The sequence below is a fragment of the Sphingomonas naasensis genome, assembly GCF_004792695.1.
In the GTDB taxonomy this organism is placed as follows: Bacteria; Pseudomonadota; Alphaproteobacteria; order Sphingomonadales; family Sphingomonadaceae; genus Sphingomonas; species Sphingomonas naasensis.
The window spans coordinates 422731-443360 of record NZ_SRXU01000003.1 but is presented as its reverse complement, the minus strand read 5'-3'; the positions used below and the strand labels follow the sequence as shown (position 1 = coordinate 443360).

Annotated in this window: 10 protein-coding genes; 6 read left to right on the top strand and 4 right to left on the bottom strand. The window is 68.2% G+C overall.

Going from position 1 to position 20630, the window contains the following annotated elements:
• Window positions 1-17: 17 nt before the first annotated feature.
• From E5A74_RS09820 to pelA (E5A74_RS09810), 3 genes are all read right to left on the bottom strand, one after another.
• Window positions 18-1109 carry a Ca2+-dependent phosphoinositide-specific phospholipase C gene (locus E5A74_RS09820; RefSeq protein ID WP_135984282.1) on the bottom strand — a complete coding sequence of 364 codons (1092 nt, stop codon included), beginning with the start codon at window positions 1107-1109 and terminating at the stop codon, window positions 18-20.
• Window positions 1109-3772: a TonB-dependent receptor gene (locus E5A74_RS09815; protein WP_135984280.1), complete on the bottom strand. Its 2664-nt coding sequence runs from the start codon at window positions 3770-3772 to the stop codon at window positions 1109-1111. The genes E5A74_RS09820 and E5A74_RS09815 overlap by 1 nt, the downstream gene beginning before the upstream one ends.
• 153 nt (window positions 3773-3925) lie before the next feature.
• Window positions 3926-5218, bottom strand: a complete 1293-nt coding sequence (gene pelA / locus E5A74_RS09810) for a pectate lyase (protein ID WP_135984278.1) — start codon at window positions 5216-5218, stop codon at window positions 3926-3928.
• Between the two features lie 290 nt (window positions 5219-5508).
• Between pelA (E5A74_RS09810) and E5A74_RS09805 the strand changes: the two genes are divergently transcribed.
• The 5 genes from E5A74_RS09805 (at window position 5509) to E5A74_RS09785 (ending at window position 15682) form a co-directional block, all read left to right on the top strand.
• Entirely contained in the window at window positions 5509-7767 is a 2259-nt protein-coding gene (locus E5A74_RS09805; protein ID WP_240699750.1) for a hypothetical protein, read from the top strand.
• Between the two features lie 28 nt (window positions 7768-7795).
• Window positions 7796-9154: an oligogalacturonate lyase family protein gene (locus tag E5A74_RS09800; protein WP_135984276.1), complete on the top strand. Its 1359-nt coding sequence runs from the start codon at window positions 7796-7798 to the stop codon at window positions 9152-9154.
• Between the two features lie 121 nt (window positions 9155-9275).
• Window positions 9276-12023 (top strand): TonB-dependent receptor, encoded by a 2748-nt coding sequence (locus E5A74_RS09795; RefSeq protein WP_135984274.1) that lies wholly within the window; start codon window positions 9276-9278, stop codon window positions 12021-12023.
• 132 nt (window positions 12024-12155) lie between these two features.
• Window positions 12156-14405, top strand: coding sequence for a glycoside hydrolase family 88 protein (locus E5A74_RS09790; RefSeq protein WP_135984392.1), 2250 nt, complete (start codon window positions 12156-12158; stop codon window positions 14403-14405).
• Complete coding sequence (locus E5A74_RS09785) at window positions 14402-15682, top strand: glycoside hydrolase family 28 protein (RefSeq protein ID WP_166745720.1); 1281 nt, start codon at window positions 14402-14404, stop codon at window positions 15680-15682. Before E5A74_RS09790 ends, E5A74_RS09785 begins: the two co-directional genes overlap by 4 nt.
• 3 nt (window positions 15683-15685) lie before the next feature.
• Here the strand turns inward: E5A74_RS09785 and E5A74_RS09780 are convergent, their stop codons facing one another.
• On the bottom strand, window positions 15686-19036 hold the full coding sequence (locus E5A74_RS09780; protein ID WP_135984270.1) for a DUF4450 domain-containing protein: 3351 nt from the start codon (window positions 19034-19036) through the stop codon (window positions 15686-15688).
• 204 nt (window positions 19037-19240) lie between these two features.
• Here E5A74_RS09780 and pelA (E5A74_RS09775) point away from each other — a divergent pair, with 204 nt between their 5' ends.
• Window positions 19241-20539: a pectate lyase gene (gene pelA / locus E5A74_RS09775; RefSeq protein ID WP_135984268.1), complete on the top strand. Its 1299-nt coding sequence runs from the start codon at window positions 19241-19243 to the stop codon at window positions 20537-20539.
• The last annotated feature ends 91 nt before the right edge of the window (window positions 20540-20630 follow it).

The following is a 20630-nucleotide window of genomic DNA, read 5'->3' as shown; positions in this document are numbered from 1 at the left end:
ACCGCGAATCCGGGCCTTCAGGGGCGCAGCCGGCAACCCGCCGGCACCCGGACCGGACTGCACCGCGCCATCGCCCCCTTGGGCAAGGTCACGACGAAGCCGAGGTGCAGCGGGTCGGGCGCGCCGGGATAATAATCGGTGCTCACCGCCTGCGCCCCGCTCGCCATCGCAGCGCGGGCCTTGGCATGGTCACGGGTGCGGGCCTCGGCCGTATTGGCGTCGGTGCGGGTCCGCACGATCATCCCTTCGGTCACCCAGCGCCGAATCTTGTCGCCATCGACCAGCGGGTCCTGGACGATCTGGATCGCCGCCTCGGGCTGATCGTCGGGATACCAGCCGAACATCGCCCGCTCGGCGAGCGAGGGATGCTCCGCACGATAGACGTCCGACACGGCCGCGCGCACATCGAGCAGGATGAAGATCCGCCCGCGTGCCGCCGACAAGGCCGGCCAGCCGCGGCTCCGCACTGCCTCGCGCAGCGTCGGTGCGGCACCGCGCACCTCGTCCGGCGTGATTAGCCGCTTGCCCGGCAGCCCCGAACGGATCTCGCCGTCCAGCGCGTCGAGCAGCGGCTTGTCGGCCAGCGACAACGGGCTGGTGATCCCCGGCCGGCTTGAGGGCGTGTCGGCGGCGTTGATCGTGATCATGATCGGCAGATGATCGGGATGCGCGCGCGACCAGCGGTCGATCTCGCCGAGGCAGCCCGCCAGCGTCGGGCAGCTGCTCAGATAGTCGATATCGGGGATGTGGAAGACCTTGAACCCCGGCTTGCGCATCGCCGCGCGATCGAAGCCGGTATGCTCTCCGGCCGCCTGGGCCAGCGCCTCGCCCTTCGGATCGGCGTAACGCCCGCCCTCGGGATCGGCGAAGACGTCGAGCTCGAGCTGGCGCACGCCCGCGTCGAGCTGCCGCGTCAGCGGGACGTGGTAGTAATCGAGCCCGTCGGCCGATTGGGCATCGGCTGCGCGGATCCTGGCCATCACCGCCGCGGGGATGCGCGCCTTGAAGCTGTTGTGCGAGCCGACGACCTGGATGTCGTTCATCGCCTGCGGCGTTGCCGCCGCGCTGGTCAGAGCCAGCGCGGCGGTGGTGAGGATCGTCTTGATCATCAGAACTCCGTCCGGATGCCGAACAACACGGTCCGGCCCCAATAATGGATCTCGTTGAAGCGCAGCGGATCGTCGCTGTAGCTATATTGCCGCGCGCCCGCGATGTTGATCGCCTCGACGCTCAGCATCGTCTTGTCGGTCAGGCGGAACGAGAGGTTGCCGTCGAGCGAGCCGAACGCGTCGATATAGCTCGGAGTCTGGGTGGTGCTGCCGGTGCCCGACAGATATTTGTCGCGCCACGTATAGGACAGCCGCGCCGATACCGGGCCGTAATCATAGAAGCCGACAAGGTTGAAGCTGTTCTTCGACAGGCCGATCAGCTGATCCTTGATCGTGCGCGCACCGGCCGTGTAGCTCGCCCGCACCGAGGTGTGGGTGTACGACGCCTGGAAGCCGAGGCCGTCGAGCGGCTTGGGCAGGAAGGTGAACACCTGGTTGTACGCCGCCTCGGCGCCATAGACCTTGGCATCGCCGCCATTGACCTGCGTGCTCAACAGGATCGTGCCGCGGCCGGGGATCTCGACGTTGATGTTCTGCGCGGTGATGTAATTGTCCATCGCCTTGTAGAACAGCGCCGCGGTGAGCGAGCCCTTGCGGTTGAAATACCATTCCAGCGAGCCGTCGAACTGGGAGGCGAGGAACGGCACCAGCTCGGGGTTGCCGCCGCTTCCGGTCGGCGCGTCGGTCGACACGCTGATCTGCGGGGCGCTCTGGGTCACGTTGGGCCGGGTGAGCACGCGGCTGGCGGCGAGGCGGGCGACCAGGGTCGGGCTCAGCTCGGCGCGCAGGTTGAAGCTGGGTAGCCAGTTGTTGAAGGTCTTGGGGAAGCTCGCCGGAGTCGGCGCGGTGCCGATCGTCAACGTGCCGCTCGCCACCTGATCGGTGTGGACGTAGCGCACCCCGATATTGCCGGTCACGTCGATGCCGCCCAGCGGGAAGGCATAGTCGGCGCGGACATAGGCGCTCGCGGTCTTCTCGCTCACCACATAGGAGGCGCGCAGATCGCCCGGGGCGAGCGGCGCGTTGGCCACCGCGTCGGTGAACATCTTGTCGTAGAACACGCTGGTGATCGGGACGAGCCAGCTGCGTGGCGCGTTGCCCGGAACGTCGCTCAGGAAATCGTCGTACGGAAGCTGCTCGATGCCGTTCGGCACGAAGCTGGTCACCGGCTGCTGGCCCGGGTTGACGGTGAAATCGCGGCGCCAATAGTCACGCTTGCGCCAGTGATATTCGCCGCCCGCGGCGATCTTGCTGAGGAAGCCGTCCATGTCGTGGCCGACGTCGAGCCGGGCATACCAGTCCCAGTCCTTGCTGTTCTTGGGCGCGATGTTGAACGGATAGATGACATAGTTGGCGGCAGCGGTCGGGTCGACCGGGGTGGTGAAGGTCGGGATCACCTTGTAGCCGCCCGACGCGTCATAGGTCAGCGGCGCGAAGAACATCATGCGGCTGCGCACCGTGCCTTCGGCATAGCTGGGGTGGAAGCTGTGCGCATAGGACCAGTTGAAATTGGCCGAGACATTCCAGCCCTCGGGCTTCCACACCTGCTTGAGGCCGACGCTGACGAGGTCGTGGCGGTTGAGGCTGTATTCGCGCGACGCCATGAAGCGCACGTCGTTGATCGTCGCGGCGACGACGGTGTTGCCGTCGAGCGTGTACGATCCGGGGACGAGCACCGGGCGGTGCCCCGCGACGCTGGTGTCGTCGGGATAGATGTCGAGGCCGAACTCGTCATAGGCGACGTCGAGCCGCGTCCCGAGCACGTCGAGCGTGGTCTCGAGCTCGGGCGAGGGGCGCCACTGCGCCGAGATGATCCCCGAGACGCGCTTGCGCTCCTCGGTCTCGATCGTCGGACGCGTGCGCGTCGGGGTGTAATAGCCGGTGCCGAGCACCGAAGTGAACCGGTCGAGCGTCCAGCCGGTATTGTACCAGCGGTCGTTGCGGACCGACTTGGCCCAATATTGCGCTCCGGCGAGGATGCCGAAGCTGCCGTCGCCGGTGGTGGCGCTGTGGAGCAGCGTGGCGTTGGGCTTCACCTTCTCGGTCATCGAAGTGTAGGTGCCGCGCAGGTTGAGCGTGGTCTTGTTGCCCACGTCGAGCGGGTGGAAGGTCTTGACGTCGATATTGCCGCCCAGCGCGCCCTCGGTCATGTCGGCGGTCGGCGTCTTGACCACGTCGATCTGCGAGACGAACTCGGCGGGCAGCATCTCGAAGCGGAACTGGCGGCCATTGGCGCCGCCATTCTCGATCAGATCGTTGATCGCCACCGAGCGGCCGTTGAGCAGCGTGTTCTGGAACTGCGGCCCCAGCCCGCGGACGCTGACGTAGAGGCCTTCGCCGCGCGGGCGGGTGATCGCCACGCCGGTGACGAGCTGGAGCGCCTCGGCGACGTTCTGGGTCGGGAATTTGCCGATGTCGGTCGAATTGATCGAGTCGACGCCGAACGCGGCCTCGCGCTTGGTCTGGGTCGCCGCGGCGAGGCTGCGGGCATAGGACCCGGTGATGACGACGTCCTCGTCGCCCTCGCTCTGCATCTCCGCGGGGTTGGGCGCGGTTTCATCGGCGGCGGCGCCGCTGGTCTGCGCGTGCGCGGCGGGCGCGAGGCCCAGCGCGAGCATGGTGAACGGCAGCGTCGCCCGAAGCAGGCGGGAATATCGCGACATTTGTGTTTTCTCCCCCGGGCCAGATGGCCGGCGGAGTCGCCAATAGGAGGACGCTATTGCGGTTTGGCGGCGCGATCGTTGCAGTCCCGTTTCGGATCGCGGACGCTCGGATGACGCCCGGTCCAGCCGCGCCGCGCCGCCGCCAGGTTCGGGTCAGCCCGACACCTTCTTCGCCCATGAAGGATAGGCGTCGAGGGCGTGCTGCGGGTTGGTCACCCACCAGTTGTAGCCGTTGCGGCGGCCGACCGAGATGCCGTTGACGTCGGCATGGATCGTCCGATCCTTGTCGCCGAAGATCGGCTTGCCGGTGACGACGTCATAGTTGCGCGACCAGAGCGGGCCGCCGCCCGGCTGCGGGATGAGCTTCCGGCCCTCGGGGGTCTTCGTCCACGCATGATCGGTCACGGCGCTCGCCTTGAGCCATGCCACGCCGCCTTCGACCGCGGCGCGGATCTCGGGCGTCGCCTCGCGCTGGCGCATCAGGAACAGCAATATGTCGGTGGTCTCGGCGCTGGCGATCGAGCGCGGCTCATAGTTGCGCGCCGAGATCGGCTCGAGCGTCAGCGGATCGATCTGCTGCGGCCAGCCGGCGAGCCGGCCGTTCTGGCGGACCTGCGCGGCGAGGATCACCTTGACCCCCGCCGAGACCGCGCGCGCCGCCTGCTCGCGCAGATGCTCGGGCACGAAGCGCAGCGCGGGCTCCTCGGCGACATCCTCGAGCAACATCGCTGCCTTGGCGACGGCGTCGTCGTTGAAGGTGATGCCGTCGTGGAAGCCACCTTCGAGCGGCCAGATTTGCGGCCAGCCGCCATTGGGATATTGCGCGGCGAGCAGATAGCGCACCCCGTCGACGAAGCTCTGGCGGTAGCGCGCGCCGGCTTCGCCCGGCAGCGCGGCGGCGACGCGGGCGAGGAAGCGCATCTCGGTGGTGGTCGCGCCATTGTCGAGCGTGCCGACAAAGGTCCAGAACCGGTCCTGCGGCGCATCGAAATTGGCCGGATCCTGGACCATCGTCTCGGCATCGTTGGCGAAGCGCTGGCCGGGGAGGCGCGGCGCGCCGGCGCGGTTCTGATTCTTGCTCCAGCCGCCGGCCGGGGTCTGGAAGCTCACAATCGTATCGGCCATGTGGCGCGCTTCGGCCGAGGCATACCATTTGGCGTCGCGATCGAGCGGCATGCTCTTCTCGCCGCCGCCGAACGCCTGGGGCGGGGGCGGGGCGGGCTGGCCGGGAGCGAGCTCGGCGGCAAGCGCGGCGCGGTCGGCGCGGCGCTGCGCCTCGGAGCGCAGCAGATAGGCGCGCCACGGTGCCTGCGCGGCATCGGGGAGCGTCGAGATCCTGCCCTCGGACAGCGTCTGGGCGGGCTGGTTGATCGCGATTACCTGCGCCGCCGCCGGAATCGGCAGCACCGCAACGCCGGCCAACAGAATCGCGAATAGTTTCTCCATGCCATCCTCTCCTTGGTTCAACGCAGAGAGGTGACCATGTCTGGTATCCCACAATGCGGTACGACGTTTCAATTAGCACTATACAAGCCCGGGAAAAAGGGCCATTCGGACGAACGGAAAACATCGGGAATGGCGGAAATACGCCAGTGACACCGGTGGCCGATAGCAGCTCCGTCGGCGTTCGCGAATCATGGGCGGAGGCGGGAAAAGAGCGGCCGCTGCGTCGTCTGATCGGAGAGGAGCATATCGTCTTGACCGAGGATCGTCGCGCCGGCGCTCGACAATTTGCGATGCCTCGCGGGCGAGGCGCCCTGCTTGCCGCCGCGCTGTGCGCCATGGCGGCGGGGGCGGGCACGGTGCTCGCCCAGGCCGCGCCGCGCATCGATCGCGAGGCGTTGGTCCGGCGGCACAACCCCGTCTTCACGGCAGTCGATCCGCACGCGCCCGCGATGCTCGGCAACGGCAATCTCGGCTTCACTGCCGACATTACCGGGCTGCAGACTTTCCCCGAACGCTATTCCGAGCTCGCGCCGCTGCTCACCATGGCGCAATGGGCATGGCACAGCCTGCCCAACCCCAAGGGGTATACCGAGGCGGACGGGCTGGTGCAGGTCGCGGTGCCGGGGCGTGGCGAACAACCCTATGCCTATATGAAATCATGGGACGCGGCGGAGAAGAACCCCGCCTTCACCTGGCTGCGCGCCAATCCGCACCGCATCTCGCTCGCCCGACTCGCCTTCACGATCGACGGCAAGGCGCCCGATTTCGCGCAGGTGGCGGCGCCGCGCCAGACGCTCGACATGTGGAGTGGCACGCTCGACAGCAGCTTCACCTATGACGGCCAGCCGGTGCATGTCCGCACCCGGGTGCTGCCCGGGCCCGATGCGGTGTTCGTCGACGTGCGGTCGCCGCTGGTGGCATCGGGGCGGCTCGGCGTCGCGGTGCGCTATCCGGGGGTCGATTCGAAGATCAATCCCGATCCGTCGCGCTGGGACGGCGGCGGGACGACGACGATCGTGTCGCAGCGGCCCGATCGCATCCATCTGCGCCGCAGCCTCGATGCGACGCATTATTGGTCGACGATATCCAGCAACGGCGTGCTGACGCGGCAGGGGGCGGCGACGATCGCCGCGCGCGGCAATGGCGGCGCGCGGCTGACCGTGACGGCGTCGTTCGATCGCAGCGCGGCGCCAGCGAAATTGCCCGTCCCGGAAATGGCCGAGAAGGCCGTCGCCGGCCATTGGCGCGATTTCTGGACGCGCGGCGGCGCGGTGGACTTTTCCGGCAGCACCGATCCCCGGGCCACGGAACTCGAGCGGCGCGTGGTGCTCTCGCAATATCTCTCGGCGATCAACGGCGCGGGCGCGCTGCCGCCGCAGGAGGAGGGGCTGTTCTCCAACAGCTGGTACGGCAAGTTCCATCTCGAGATGCACCCATGGCACGCGGCGTGGCAGCCGCTCTGGGGGCATCCCGAGCTGCTCGAGCGCAGCCTGCCCTGGTATGTGGCGCATCTGCCCAAGGCGCGCGCCGAGGCGGCGCGGCACGGCGTGAAGGGCGCGTGGTGGCCCAAGATGGTCGGGCCCGAGGGGCGCAACAGCCCGAGCCTCGTCTCGCCTTTCCTGATGTGGCAGCAGCCGCACCCGATCCTGCTCGCCGAGCTGGTCTGGCGTTCGCGCAAGGACCGCGCGACGCTAGCCCGCTATGGCGAACTGGTCGAGGCGACCGCCGAACTGCTCGCTGCGTGGCCGATCGCGAAGGACGGACGGCTGAACCTCGGCCCGCCGCTGATCCCCGCGCAAGAGAATTACGACCCCGCGACCACGGTGAACCCGGTGTTCGAGGTCGAATATTTCCGCTGGGGGCTCGAGACGGCGCAGGCATGGCGTGCGCGTCGCGGGCTCGCGCGGCGCGCCGATTGGGACGCCGCGCTCGCGAAGATCGCGCCGCCCGCGGTGCGCGACGGACTCTATCTGCCGGTCGAATCGCTTCCCGATTTCTGGACCGTCGCGCAATCGCCCGAATGCCGCGGCAATGCCGGCCCAGCGCGGTGCAAGAACCGCGATCATCCCTCGTTCCTGATGGCCTATGGCTTCATCCGCGGCGCGCGGATCGATCCGGCGACGATGCGGCGCACCTTCGATGCGGTCACGGCAAATTGGGATCTGCGCCAGACCTGGGGCTGGGACTTTCCGATGATGGCGATGACCGCGGCGCGGCTCGGCGAGCCGGAGAAGGCAGTCGACTGGCTGTTCGCCGATCGCAAGAACAACCAATGGGGCCCTACGGGCATGACGCCGCGCGTCCATCTCGACGAGCATGCCAGCGAACTGGTGCCGGTCTCGGGCGGGGCGGGCGGCGTGGCGATGGCCAGCAATCCTGACGGCCCCGGCTATCGCCGCGCCGCGGAGACCTATTTCCCGTCGAACGGCGCGCTGCTGATGGCGGTGGGGATGATGGCCGCCGGCTGGGACGGCGCGACCGGGCCCGCGCCCGGCTTTCCGAAACAGGGCTGGAAGGTGCGGGTCGAGGGGATCACCCCCGCGCCCTGATCCGCAATCCGAAGATGGAGAAGCATGCATGACGGCCGGAACCCGGCGCACCGTCCTCAAGGGACTGATGAGCGGCGCCGTCGCGGGCCCGGCGCTCGCGAGCGCTGCCGCGCAGACCGCGACTCCGCAGGGCGGACCGGCGCCGCGCGAATGGATCGATCGCAAGACCGGGCGCCGCGTGACCCGCGTCAGCCCCGACGCGGGCGGCGGCAAGCTGTATTTCTACAAGAACGCGTGGACCCCGCAGGGCGATCTGATGGCGATCTCGACGCCGGAAGGGATCGCGCTGGTCGACGGCAAGACCCTGCGTCCGCGGCTGCTGGTGAAGAACCCCAAGGCCGATCTGATGTTCGCCGCGCGCCGCTCGCGCGAGATCTTCTATTCGATCAGCGATCCCGGCGAGGCGCAGCCGATGGACCGGCCGCGCACCGTGTTCGCCGTCGATGTAGACAGCGGCCGCGAGCGCCGGATCTGCCGGATCCCCAACGGCCAGTTCAATGCGCTCAATGCCGATGACACGCTGCTGCTGGGCTTCGTCGCCTATGGTTCGCAGCCGCTCCAGCCCGACGTCGCCGATCCGCGGAACCGCCGCTTCGATCAGGCCGAATATGCCGCGAACGGCCCCGACGGAAAGCCGCTCAACTTTGCCCGCGCCAAGGGCGTGCGCATGCTCCAGCGCTGGGCCGCGCGCTATCCGATGGAGATCTTCGTCGTCGACACGCGCAGCGGCGCGCGGCGCGTGCTCCACAAGACCAACGAGTGGATCGGTCACACCCAATTCTCGCCGACCGATCCGCAGCAGATCATCTTCTCGCACGAAGGGCCGTGGCACCGCGTCGACCGGATGTGGGCGATCCGCGCCGATGGCTCGGGGCTGCGCAAGCTCCACCAGCGCACGATGAACTTCGAGATTTTCGGGCATGAATGGTTCGGGCCCGACGGCAAGCAGGTGTTCTACGATCTGCAGACGCCGCGCGGACAGGTGTTCTGGGTCGCCTCGGTCGATCTCGCCAGCGGCCGCAGGGTCTATCGCCGGGTCGAGCGTGACGACTGGTCGGTGCATTTCAACACCTCGCCCGACGGCCGGCTTTTCGCCGGGGACGGTGGCGATGCCGAGATGGTCGCGCATGCGAGCGACGGCAAATGGCTGGTGCTGCTGCGCCCCGAAGCCGTGCCCGATGCCGATCCGGAGAGCGATCGCGACGAGCTGATCCACACGCAGATCATGCGCCGCGAGCGGATCGTCGACATGTCGGCGCACGACTATCGGCTCGAGCCCAATGTCAGCTTCAGCCCCGACGGGAAGCGCGTGTTCTTCGTCTCCAACATGCATGGCAAGAACCACGTCTATGCCGTTGAGGTGGGGCGCAGCATCGGTGCCGCATAGCGCGGTGCGCCATCGAATTCGCATCATATGATAGCACATTGCAACATTTGGGAAATGAAACCGGTTTAGTGACACCGGTATCAGTAGGCGTTCGAAGTAAGCGTCGCGTTGGGAGAGTGAGATGACGAGTTCGTTGCACAGCCGTGTCCTGCTTTCGGCAGGGGCCTCGCTGCTGGCGCTGTTCGTGGGGACCGTGGCCGAGGCGCAGACGGCAGAGCCCGCCGCACCCGTCACCGCGGAGCCGGCCGACGATGCCCCTGCGCAGGATGCCGCGGCGGAGCAGGAAGTGGTCGTCACCGGATTCCGCTCGAGCCTCAGCCAGGCGCTCAACATCAAGCGCAGCGCCGCGGGCCAGGTCGACGCCATCCTCGCCGAGGACATGGCCAAATTCCCGGACCTCAACCTCGCGGAATCGATCCAGCGCCTTCCGGGTGTGACGATCGACCGCGAGAACGGCGAAGGGCGCACGATCAGCGTCCGCGGCCTCGGCTCGCAGTTTACCCAGGTCCGCATCAACGGCATGGAAACCCAGGCCGCCTATGGCGGCAACACCAATCGCGGCTTCGACTTCTCGATGTTCGCGTCCGAGCTGTTCAACAGCATCAAGGTCAACAAGACGCAGTCGGCGGAGCTCGAAGAGGGCTCGCTGGGGGCGACCGTCGATCTTCAGACCGGCCGCGGCCTCGATTTCGGCTCGGGCTTCCACTTCGCCGTGTCGGCGCAGGGATCGTACAACGATCTCGCCAGGAACGTGCAGCCGCGCCTCGCCGGGCTGGCGAGCTGGGCCAATGCCGACAACACGTTCGGCGTGCTGCTCTCCGCCGCCTACAGCAAGCGCAACCCGATCAGCGAGAGCTTCAACACCACGCGCTGGCAGGCCGGCGACCCGTCCCAGCCCTATGGGGCGGGCAACAATTTCGCCGGTTGCCTGAGCTGCACCACCGATGCGCAACGCAGCGAATTGCTGTCGGCCGCCTATCCGCGCATCCCGCGCTACACCTTCGGCGAAGTCGATATCGATCGTCTCGGCCTGACCGGCTCGGTCCAGTGGCGCCCGGACGACCGGACCGACGTGACGCTCGACGTGCTCTATGCGCGTTTCAACCAGCAGGCGGAGAGCCCGAACATCGAGGCGATCGGCTTCAGCCGGGCTGCCGGCGGCGTGCGCGACACCGTCGTCAACGAATATGAGGTCGACCCCGCCAAGAACATCCTTTCCTATGGCGTGTTCGACAATGTCGACGTGCGCTCGGAGAACGGCTTCACGCGGGACGAGAGCACCTTTCATCAGGTGTCGTTCAACATGCGCCACAGTTTCACCGATCGCTTCCGCGGCCGGCTGAAGGTGGGCGAATCCGAGACGCGTGCGCGGACCCCGCTCTCGGTGGCGTACAAGTTCGATGCGAACGATCGCGACGGCTACATGTTCGACTTCCGCGGGAACGATCGCCTGCCGATGATCTCCTACGGCTTCGACGTCACCGACGGCCGCAACTTCGCGCTCACCGAATGGAGCAAGAGCCGCAGCGGGACGAATTTCCGCCTCGCCAATATGAGCGGCGCGCTCGAATATGACCTGACCGACGGGCTGACGATCAAGGGCGGCGGCGAATATCACACCTACCGCTTCGACACCTTCGGCTTCCAGGCGGCGGTGACCAAGCTGAGCGGCGCGGATCTCGCGACCGACGTCACCAATCTGGGCAAGGTCGTCAGCCTCGACGGCAGCATGAACATCCCCGCCGGCACCGACATGTCCTACCTCGTGCCGGACATCGGCAAGATCGCCGGTTTCCTGAGCATGTACGACGACCCGCTGGTGCCCGCCTATAACGGCACGCGCCGCGTGAACGAGCGCGACGCCGGCGGCTTCGTCCAGGCCGATTTTCACGCGACGATCGCGGGGATGACGGCGCGCGGCAACATCGGCCTGCGCTACGCGCGCACCTCGGTCGATTCGACCGGCTATCTCGCCATCGGCAACGCCAACACCAATGTGAAGGTGAAGAACGACTATGCGGACTGGTTGCCTTCGTTCAACCTCGCGCTCGAGCCGACGGACGCTGTGACCGTGCGTCTGGGCGCGGCGAAGGTGATGTCGCGCCCGTCGCTGGGCGATCTGACCCCCGGCGGATCGCTGTCCACGCCGACCCAGAAGGTCACCTATGGCAACCCGCTGCTCGATCCCTTCCGGGCGACCAACTATGACGTGTCGGTCGAATGGTATTTCGCGAAGGAATCGCTGATCGCGGTCGCCGCCTTCTACAAGGACATCAAGTCCTTCACATCCTCGGTAACCGAGACGGTGCCGTGGAGCAGCCTGGGTCTGCCCGACAGTCTGCTGGCCGGCACGCCGTCCAGCCCGGACATGGACTTCGACGTCAGTCGCAAGATCAATGGCCTGGGCGGCTCGCTGAAGGGCATCGAGATCCAGTACCAGCAGCCGTTCAGCTTCCTGCCGGGCGCGCTGCGGCACCTCGGGTTCATCGGCAACTACACCTATGTGACTTCGGACGTCGATTATGGCGCCGCTGGCCACAACAAGCTGACCGGGCAGTCGGAGCATGCCTATAACGCGACGCTCTATTACGAGACGAAGAAGCTCAGCGCCCGCGTGTCGGGTGCCTATCGCGGCAAGTACCTGCTTTCCTTCCCCGGCGGCAACGGCAACACCGAGGAAGGCGTGAACGGCACGCTGAACATCGACGCTTCGATCTCGTACAACCTCACCAAGAACATCACCCTGTCGATCCAGGGCGTGAACCTGACCGATGCGTATAACGACCGCTACGTGGACATCACCGACCGCGTGTCCAACTATCGCCACTTCGGCCGCGAGATCCTCTTTGGGTTCCGCGCGAACTTCTGATCTCCTGTCGACCCGGTCGACAGATGCGGGGATCCGGGCCCGTCCCGGATCCCCCATTTCGTGAGTGTGACGCCCTGGACGGATGTCGGATCGTCCCGTGAGTCCGGGGCGAAGAGGAGAGTGATCTTGAGCATGCTTCCGTATCGTCGTTCCTCGATGCTCCTGTCGCTGCTCCTTGCGGGCGCGGGGCTCGGCATTCCTGCCTCGGCGATCGCCCAGGGCGGGCAGGGAGCCGTGGCGGGGATCGAGCCGATCTGGCTGGCTCCGGCGCCGCGGCCGATATTGAACACCGATCCCGCCAAGCTGCCCTCGCGGCGGGAGGCGCTGGCCGCGGCCGAATATGTCGCCTCGGCGCAGATCGCGTCGATGGTGAGCCACCCGATCCCGCTGACCACCGGCGGCGCGCTCGATCACCTATCGTCCAATTGGGTATCGGCGGCCTTCTATGTCGGCGCGGCGCGGTTGGCGCGGGTGTCGGACAATCCCCGGACGCTGCGCTTCCTCACCAACGTCGCCGAGCATTATAACTATGCCGTGCGCGGCGCGCGCTCGGGCGTGACGATGCTCAATGCCGACGATATTGCGATCGGCGATCTCTATGAGGAACTCTATGCGCGGCGCGGGCAGGAGGGCACGCTGCTGCCGCTGCGCCAGCGGCTCGACTGGCAGGTGCCGCACCTCAGCCGGCCGGGCAACGATGGGCCGCTGATCTGGTGGTGGTGCGACGCGTTGTTCATGGCGCCGCCGGTGCTCGCCCGCATGTCGGCGATCACCGGCGATCCCAAATATCTGATCGCTGCCGATCGCGAGTGGCAGCGCACCGCCGCGCGGCTCTGGGTGCCCGGGGACCGGCTGTTCCTGCGCGACGAGCGCTTCAAGGAGCGGACCGAGGCGAACGGCAAGCCGATCTATTGGTCGCGCGGCAATAGCTGGGTGCTCGCCGGGCTCGCGCGGTGGCTGGAGAGCGTGCCGGCCGATTTCGCCAATCGCGACTTCTATGTCGAGCGGTTCAAAACCCTCGCCGGGCGGATCGCCGAGCTGCAGCGCCCCGACGGGTTATGGTCGGCCAGCCTGCTCGCCCCCGAGACCTATCCCGAGCCCGAGACTTCGGGGTCGGCGTTCCTCGTCTATGGCCTCGCCTGGGGGATCAATCACGGGCTGCTCGATCGCGCGACCTATCTGCCGCAGGTCCGCAAGGGTTGGGCGGCGCTCAACCGGCAGGTGCTGCCGGGCGGGCTGCTCGGCGCCGCACAGAAGACCGGCGACCAGCCGGTCCATACCAAGGCCGACGAGACCGGACCCTATGCCAGCGGCGCCTATGTCCTTGCCGCGCTCGAGATTGCCGATCTGGACGGCAAGGCGCAGCCGCTACCGGAGAGCGAGCCGGCGCGCGACGCTGCCGAGATGATCGTCGCTACGACGCCGGTGCCGCCGCCGCCGAGAACCGTGGTCGGCGCCGAGGAGATCGCGCGGCGCGAGGCCGAGATGAAGGCGGTGCGGGCGCTGTCCTATGATCCGGCGGCGCTCGAGCGCCCCGCCGAGATCGCGACGCTCACTCCGCCGACGGCCGAACAGCGCAAGCCGCGCGCGGTGGCGCGCTTCGCCCCCGATCGCCTCGACGATCTGCTGTGGGAGAATGATCGCGTCGCGCATCGCATCTACGGGCCCGCGCTCGAGGCGAAGGAGGCACCGTCGGGGTCGGGCATCGATGTCTGGGCGAAGCGCGTGCGCTGGCCGTTCATGGACCGCCAGCTCAAATTCCCGAACTATCATGTCGATCGCGGCGAGGGGCTCGACTTCTATGATGTCGGGCGTAGCCGCGGCGGTGGCGGGCTCGGCATCTGGTACGACAACAAGCTGTGGACCAGCCGTAACTTCGCGACCTACAAGATCCTCGAGACCGGCGGCGAGTCCGCGCGCTTCACCGTCGACTACAAGCCGTGGCCGGTCGATGTCGTGCGCAAGGTCTGGGAGACGCGCGAGTTCGCGCTGCCGCTGGGGTCGAACTTCACGCGGATGCGCTCGACCTTGTCGTCGGACACGAAGGAGCCGCTGACCGTGGCGATCGGCATCGCCAGGAAGACCGGCCCCGCGGGCAAGGGCTTCGTCACCCGCGATCGCGAAAAGGGCCGGATGACCTTCTGGGAGGCAGAGGATGCCGAACATGGCGCACTGGGCTTCGCGATCCTCGCCGATCCGGCGATGGTGCTGGGCTTCGCCGAGGATGCCGAGAATTACCTGATGCTGCTCCGGGTCGCGCCGGGCCAGCCCTTCACTTACTATATGGGCTCGGCATGGAGCCGCGGCGGCGACTTCGCCACGCGCGCGGCGTGGGAGCGGCAGGTGGCCGAACAGAAGCCGGCATTCGAGGCGCGTCGATGACCGTCCAGCACACCCGCCGCTTGCTCACCCTGTCGCTGCTCGCGATGCCGCTCTGGGCGACGTGTGCGCGGGCGGCGGAACGGGTCTCGATCCGCAGGTTCGGTGCCAAGGGAGACGGTGTCACGATCGACACCCGCGCGATCCAGGACGCGATCGACCATCTCGCCGCGCGCGGCGGCGGGACGGTGATCGTCCCGCGCGGAATCTTCCTGAGCGGCGCGCTGTTCCTCAAGCCGCGGGTGAACCTGCATCTCGATGCCGGCGCGGTGATCCGCTGCACCACCGACATGGCGCACTTCCCGCCGCAGCGCACCCGGATCGAGGGGCATTTCGAGGAGCGGTTCACGCCCGCGCTGATCAACGCGAAAGGCTGTGACGGCCTGCGGATCAGCGGCGAGGGCACGCTCGATGGCGCGGGACGGCCGATCTGGGATCTATTCTGGAAGCTGCGCAATGCCGCGCCCAATCCGCATGAATTCCCCAATCTCGGCGTGCCGCGCGCGCGGCTGGCGCTGATCGAGCAATCGAAGGGCGTCGTGATCGAGGGCGTGACGTTCAGGGATTCGCAGTTCTGGAACCTCCACCTCTACAAATGCGAGGACGTGCTCGTCCGCGGCGCCCGGTTCGAGGTGCCGGACGATTACAAGCAGGCGCCGAGCAGCGACGGGATCGATCTCGACAGCTGCCGCAAGGTGGTGATCGACGGCTGCACCTTCTCGGTCACCGACGACTGCATCGCCGCCAAGGGCACCAAGGGGCCGGGCGCGCTCGACGACAGGGATAGCCCGCCGGTCGAGAATATCCGGGTGCGCAACTGCCATTTCCGCCGCGGCCACCACGCCTTCGCCTGCGGCAGCGAGGCGACGATCGTGCGCGACGTGCTGATGGAGAATTGCCGGGTGACCGGCGACATGATCCTCGCCCGGCTCAAGCTCCGGCCGGACACGCCGCAACGCTACGAGGACATCACCTTCCGCAACATCACGCTCGACAGCGATGGCGGGAGCATCGTCGCGGTGCAGCCGTGGAGCCAATATACCAATCTCGGCGGCGCGGCGCCGCCGCAATCTACCGTCGCCGGCCTCCGCTTCATCGGCATCAAGGGGTGTTTCGGGGCGTTCGGCACGATCCAGCCCAATCCCGGCCAAACCCGGATCAGCGACGTGCTGTTCCGCGATGTCGACGTCCGGCTGGGCAAGGACAGGCTGGTGGCAGCCGAGGTGCGCGGGCTCCGCTTCGAGAATGTCGTGGTCAACGGCGAGGCCGTGTCGGCCTGAGCGTCAGCGCACGAGCGTCATCCCCAGCGTACCGATCACGACCTCCTGCGCGAGCGCGCGGATCGTCACCGACGCCAGCGGACGCGCCGGATCGAGCGGCAGCCCCAGCACGGTTGCCGCGCCGCCGTCGATCATCTTGCCGTCACCCGTCGGCACGCGGACGGCGCCGGTCCTGAGATCGACGCGGAGCGGCCGCTCGCCCGGCGCGCGGAACTGATAGTCGTCGATCAGATAATCCTGCTCGATCGGCCACCAGCTCGTCGGATTGCGCAGCGGCAAACGTGCGGTGCCGCCATCCCGATAAGTGACGACCACCTCGCCATTGTCGATCCGGCTCTGCATCGGATTGGTCGAGCCGGCCATCAACAGGCGCAGATAACGCGCCTTGCCCGTCAGCTTGACCGTGACGTCGCGCGGATAGTTGCTCCACTGCGAGACGAAGGCGGCATTCGCGGCATCGGTCGCGGGGGGCAGCCGGAAGCGGCCGCCATCCGGAAGCGCGAACTCGCCGCCGGCCGCGCGGGCGCGCAGGCCGCTGTCGTCGATGGTCGCGCTGGCGTTCACATGCCCGGCCCAGCCGCCGATCCCCTGCGCGGGCAGCGCGAGCGAGGCGCCGGCAGACCGTGGGCCGCGATATTTGCCCTTGGCGAAGATCGCCGTCAGTCGGTCGTTGAACGCGTCGCGCATATCGACCGGATCCTGCGCGCCGGTGGGCGGCCGCTGCGACGGGAGAGGGGCCTCCGTCACTCGCGTGCCGGGCCCGGAAGGCTGCCGCCAGCTGAACGCGCCGGCATGCGCGGGCACCAGCGTGCCGTCGCGCTCGACGCCGTCGATCGCCGCGCCGGACCAGCGCAGGACCAGCTCGGTCTGCGCGGAAGCGGGCAGCGCGATCAGCAAGGCCGGGTGGCCGATGGCGGAAGCATCGACCGTCCATGCCGCCGGCTTACCGTCCGCGGTAGCGGAGAGGAGCGTCTCGCGGCGTGCGGGGAGACGCAACAGGATCCGGTCAAAGCGGTGTCGGGGATCGCCGACGGTGTAGCGCTCGACATCGCCGCTGCGCCGATAGGCGAAATCGGCGGAGGGATGCGCGATCGCGGCATGATCCCAGTCGCGCGGCAGGCCGGGCTCGATGCGCAGGGTCCGCGCGAGCGCGTCGGGGCGCAGGCCGAACAGCCCCTCGACCAGCGCGCGCGAGAGCACCCCGGCGCCATCGGCGAAATCGCGCTGCGATTCGCGGCGATAGACGTCGAGATAGTTGAGCGTGCCGACATTGCCCGGCGTGATCCCCATGAACATGCTGGCGAGGATCGCGCTTCGGGCGAGGGTGAAGGCCGATTCGGACCAGCCTGCCTGCCACAGCCCCAGCGCGGCATGGGCATTCTCGCCCATCACGACATTGTTGACCGACCAGCTATACGGCATCCAGTCGGTCGTCGAGAACATCGCATGGGGACGGTCGCCGGGGACGCCGGGCCCGGTCACCGGCAGGCGCGGCATGTCGCGCAGCACCGCCGCCGCCATGCGCCACGCCTCGCCGGCGTCGGGCACGCGCGAATCGACGACATGGTAGAAGCTCCACAGGCCGGCCGAGGGGTGGACCTGTCGTTCGCCCAGCGTGTCGCGATACTCGGCGAAATGGCCGCGATCGGGCAGCCACAGCGCGGCGCGCATCGCACGGCCGATCGCGTCGGCCTCGGCGGCATAGGCGCTGCCGTCCTTGCCCAGCAGCTGCGCGAGCCGTGCGGCCTCGCGATTGGCGAAGAGATTATAGGCGGAAGCATAGGCAACCCCGCCGCCGCCATAGCCGATATCGTCGCTCGCCCAGATCTGGGCATAGGCCTCGTAGAGCGGCAGGCCCTCGGGGCCGATCGGCCGGCGGAACAGCCGGCGCTGCCACGCCAGGTGCCGCTCGATCACCGGCCACGCCTCGCGCGCGAGCGCCATGTCGCCGGTCCAGGCGAGATGGCGCAGCAGCGCGTCGATGAAGACCGAGTTCATGTCGTAATGCGATCGCGACAGATCGCCGTTGGAATGGAGCGCCGCCTCGCTGCGCGCGAGATTGCTGTCTTCGTCGGGCGGCGGCAGCGCCACCGGGATCGGCTCGACATTCTGGTTGGCGAGCCAGCCGCGGATATTGGCGCGCGCGCGATCGTGCCAGCCCAGCGCATCGAGCGCATAGGGGCCGCGCCAGCCGAGCAGCCGCGTGCGCCATGCGATCGCACCGTGCATGATCGATTGCTGCGGGCCATCCCACACCGCGTCCGCGGCGATGTTGAGCGCGGCCATCGCGGCGTTGAGATACGGATCGGGCGTGTCGATGCGGACTTGCCCGCGCAATGCCGCGAAGGCGGCGCGGGTCTCGGCGAAACGGTGCGCCAGCTGCGCGGGCGCGAGGCGGGGAAGCGGGGCGGGATCGGCGGCGGCGGGCTGCGGCCTTTTGGAGACCTCGCGATAATCGGCCAGATCGCGCGGGCGGCCGGCGTCGCGGCCAAGCACCTGCAGCGACAGCCACGACGGCGTCGCGCCCAGGTCGAGCGTGCCGGTGACGACCGGACGAGCGGCGGCGGCGGTCGCGCCGGCGAAGAGCCGCGCGGCGCTGTCCCAGTCCTCGGCGCTGGCGACCGGGCCGATCGTGCCGTGCGACAGCGTGCCGCCGATCGTCGCGGGCCTGGCCGCGAGCGTGAACCCGCTCGCGTCGGGGGTGACGCGGTTGCCTTCGGCGAATTCGGGCTTGAGCGCGAACCATTGGCTGATCGGCACCGCCTCGGTGCCGATATCGCCGTCGCGCTTGCCGCGCTGGCCGTTGACCCCGCCATAGGCCCAGCGCAGCCGCGTGCCCCCGGCGTCGTGCGTCGTCTCGGCCTGCAGCACCATTCCCTCGATATCGCGATAGGCCAGCACCGTGATCCGCAGCACGCCCTCGCCCAGGCGGGGGTCGCGGATCTCGTAGCGAAGCTCGCCCGGCAAATAGCGCGTGACGATGCTGCGCGCCTCGTGCAGCCACCATGGCGCGTGGCCGCGCTGCTCGACGGCGAGACGGAGATTGCCGCCGCGGCCGGGCAGGTACAGCACGAATTCGGGCGCGTCGCCGCCGTCGACCCGGAAAGCCGTGTTCCCGCCGTAGAGCGGGCGATTGAACCGCTCGGTGCCGTTCTCGATGACGAACCCGCCCTCGCGGTCGGGGCGATAGCGCAGCGTGCCGGCGATCTGGCCCGCGCGATTGGGGTGAACACCCCCTGTCGCGGCCAATTGGGCGCCGGCATCGCAGGGCGTCAACAGCAGCCCGGCAAGCGGCGCCAGCATGAAAGCCGTGCGATTCCATTTGCTTGGCCTCAGCCCCTGCGGCGTGCCCATCGCTCTCTCCCTGCGCTCCCGCTCGAGCACACGGCTCGATTTATTTTCATGTGTGAATATGTCTTTCACAAATGAGAGCATAGTGCTATGTAGAATGCAATCTCGCATTGTGGGAAGTACAGGAGGCCTCCCGAAGCCGCGAGCGAATAAGAAACCGGTGTCATAACGCGCGCCGGAAAACAACGGATCACTGGAGAGGATTCTATGGGGAAGGGGCGCTTTGCATCGCTGCTCATCGTCTGCACGAGCCTCAGCGCTCTGCCGGTGGCAGCCGAAGTGATTGGAATGAACCAGCCGGCGCCACCGCTCGACGCGGCGCGCATCGCGACGCTGCCCGAAGCGCAGCAGGCGGCGTGGCGGGCCTATCTGCAACGCTCGGAAACCCGGCGCGAGGCCGATCGCGCCGCGCTCGCCGCCGAGCTCCCGCCCGGCCAGCCCGAGCCCGCGCCGCCCGCCTCGTTCGGCGCCGGTCCGGCCAGCATGCCGATGGACAAGCCCGACGATTGGTATGCGAGCGCCGCGGCGCGGCACATCGGCGATACCGTCCTGAGCTTCCAGACCCCCGCCGGCGGCTGGAGCAAGAACCAGAACCGCGCCGGCCCCGCACGGCTCCCCGGCCAGCGCTTCTCGAGCGAGGCCGGGGCGGCGACGCAGGACGCGGCGAATTTCGACAAATCGCACGATCGCGGCTGGGCCTATGTCGGCACGATCGACAATGGCGCGACGACGAGCGAGATCCGCTTCCTCGCCCGCTTGTCGCAGGCGCTCCCGAGCAAGGCGGGCGACGGCTATCGCAAGGGCGCGATCAAGGGCGTGCGCTACCTGCTCGCCGCGCAATATCCCAATGGCGGCTGGCCGCAGATCTGGCCGCTCGACGGCGGCTATCATGACGGGATCACCTTCAACGACGACGCGATGTCCAACGTCTCGAGTCTGCTCGACGAGGTCGCGCACGATCCCGCGTGGCGCTTCGTGCCCGCGCAGCTGCGGCGCCAGAGCGCCACGGCGGTCGCGGCGGCGCTCAGGACGATCCTCGCCGCGCAGGTCCGCCAGGACGGGCGGCGCACCGGCTGGCCGCAACAGGTCGATCCGCTGACGCTCGCACCGATCTCGGCGCGCAACTACGAACCGCGCTCGATCGCCAGTGCCGAGACCGCCGACATATTGATGTTCCTGATGCGGCAGCGCAGCCAGACGGCCGAGGTCCGCGCCGCGGTCGATGCCGGCGTGGCGTGGCTCCGGTCGGTGGCGGTCACCGGCTATGCCTGGACCGGAACGCCGGAGGGCCGCAAGCTGATCCCGCAGGCGGGCGGCGGCCCGCTCTGGTCGCGCAACTACGATCCCGTCTCCGGCAAGCCGATCTTCGGCGACCGGGATCGCACGATCCATGACGACGTCAACACAATCTCGGCGGGGCGGCGCAACGGCTATGCCTGGTGGGTCACTTCGCCCGCCCGCGCGATCGCGCTGCACGCCGAATGGACGGCTTCGAAACAGAGCTGAGCGGCATCGCAGAGATGCGCTGAACGGCGGGGCCACGCCCCGTCCGGGGGAGAAATTTGGGGCGCCGGCGCAAGACCGGGGCCCGTGGAGG

Bases quoted from the DNA above. Each gene is read 5' to 3' on its own strand.
- E5A74_RS09805 (WP_240699750.1), top strand. From the start codon at position 5,509: ATGCCTCGCGGGCGAGGCGCCCTGCTTGCCGCCGCGCTGTGCGCCATG.
- E5A74_RS09815 (WP_135984280.1), bottom strand. From the start codon at position 3,772: ATGTCGCGATATTCCCGCCTGCTTCGGGCGACGCTGCCGTTCACCATG.
- E5A74_RS09785 (WP_166745720.1), top strand. From the start codon at position 14,402: ATGACCGTCCAGCACACCCGCCGCTTGCTCACCCTGTCGCTGCTCGCG.
- E5A74_RS09820 (WP_135984282.1), bottom strand. From the start codon at position 1,109: ATGATCAAGACGATCCTCACCACCGCCGCGCTGGCTCTGACCAGCGCG.
- E5A74_RS09800 (WP_135984276.1), top strand. From the start codon at position 7,796: ATGACGGCCGGAACCCGGCGCACCGTCCTCAAGGGACTGATGAGCGGC.
- E5A74_RS09795 (WP_135984274.1), top strand. From the start codon at position 9,276: ATGACGAGTTCGTTGCACAGCCGTGTCCTGCTTTCGGCAGGGGCCTCG.
- E5A74_RS09780 (WP_135984270.1), bottom strand. From the start codon at position 19,036: ATGGGCACGCCGCAGGGGCTGAGGCCAAGCAAATGGAATCGCACGGCT.
- pelA (WP_135984278.1), bottom strand. From the start codon at position 5,218: ATGGAGAAACTATTCGCGATTCTGTTGGCCGGCGTTGCGGTGCTGCCG.
- E5A74_RS09790 (WP_135984392.1), top strand. From the start codon at position 12,156: ATGCTTCCGTATCGTCGTTCCTCGATGCTCCTGTCGCTGCTCCTTGCG.
- pelA (WP_135984268.1), top strand. From the start codon at position 19,241: ATGGGGAAGGGGCGCTTTGCATCGCTGCTCATCGTCTGCACGAGCCTC.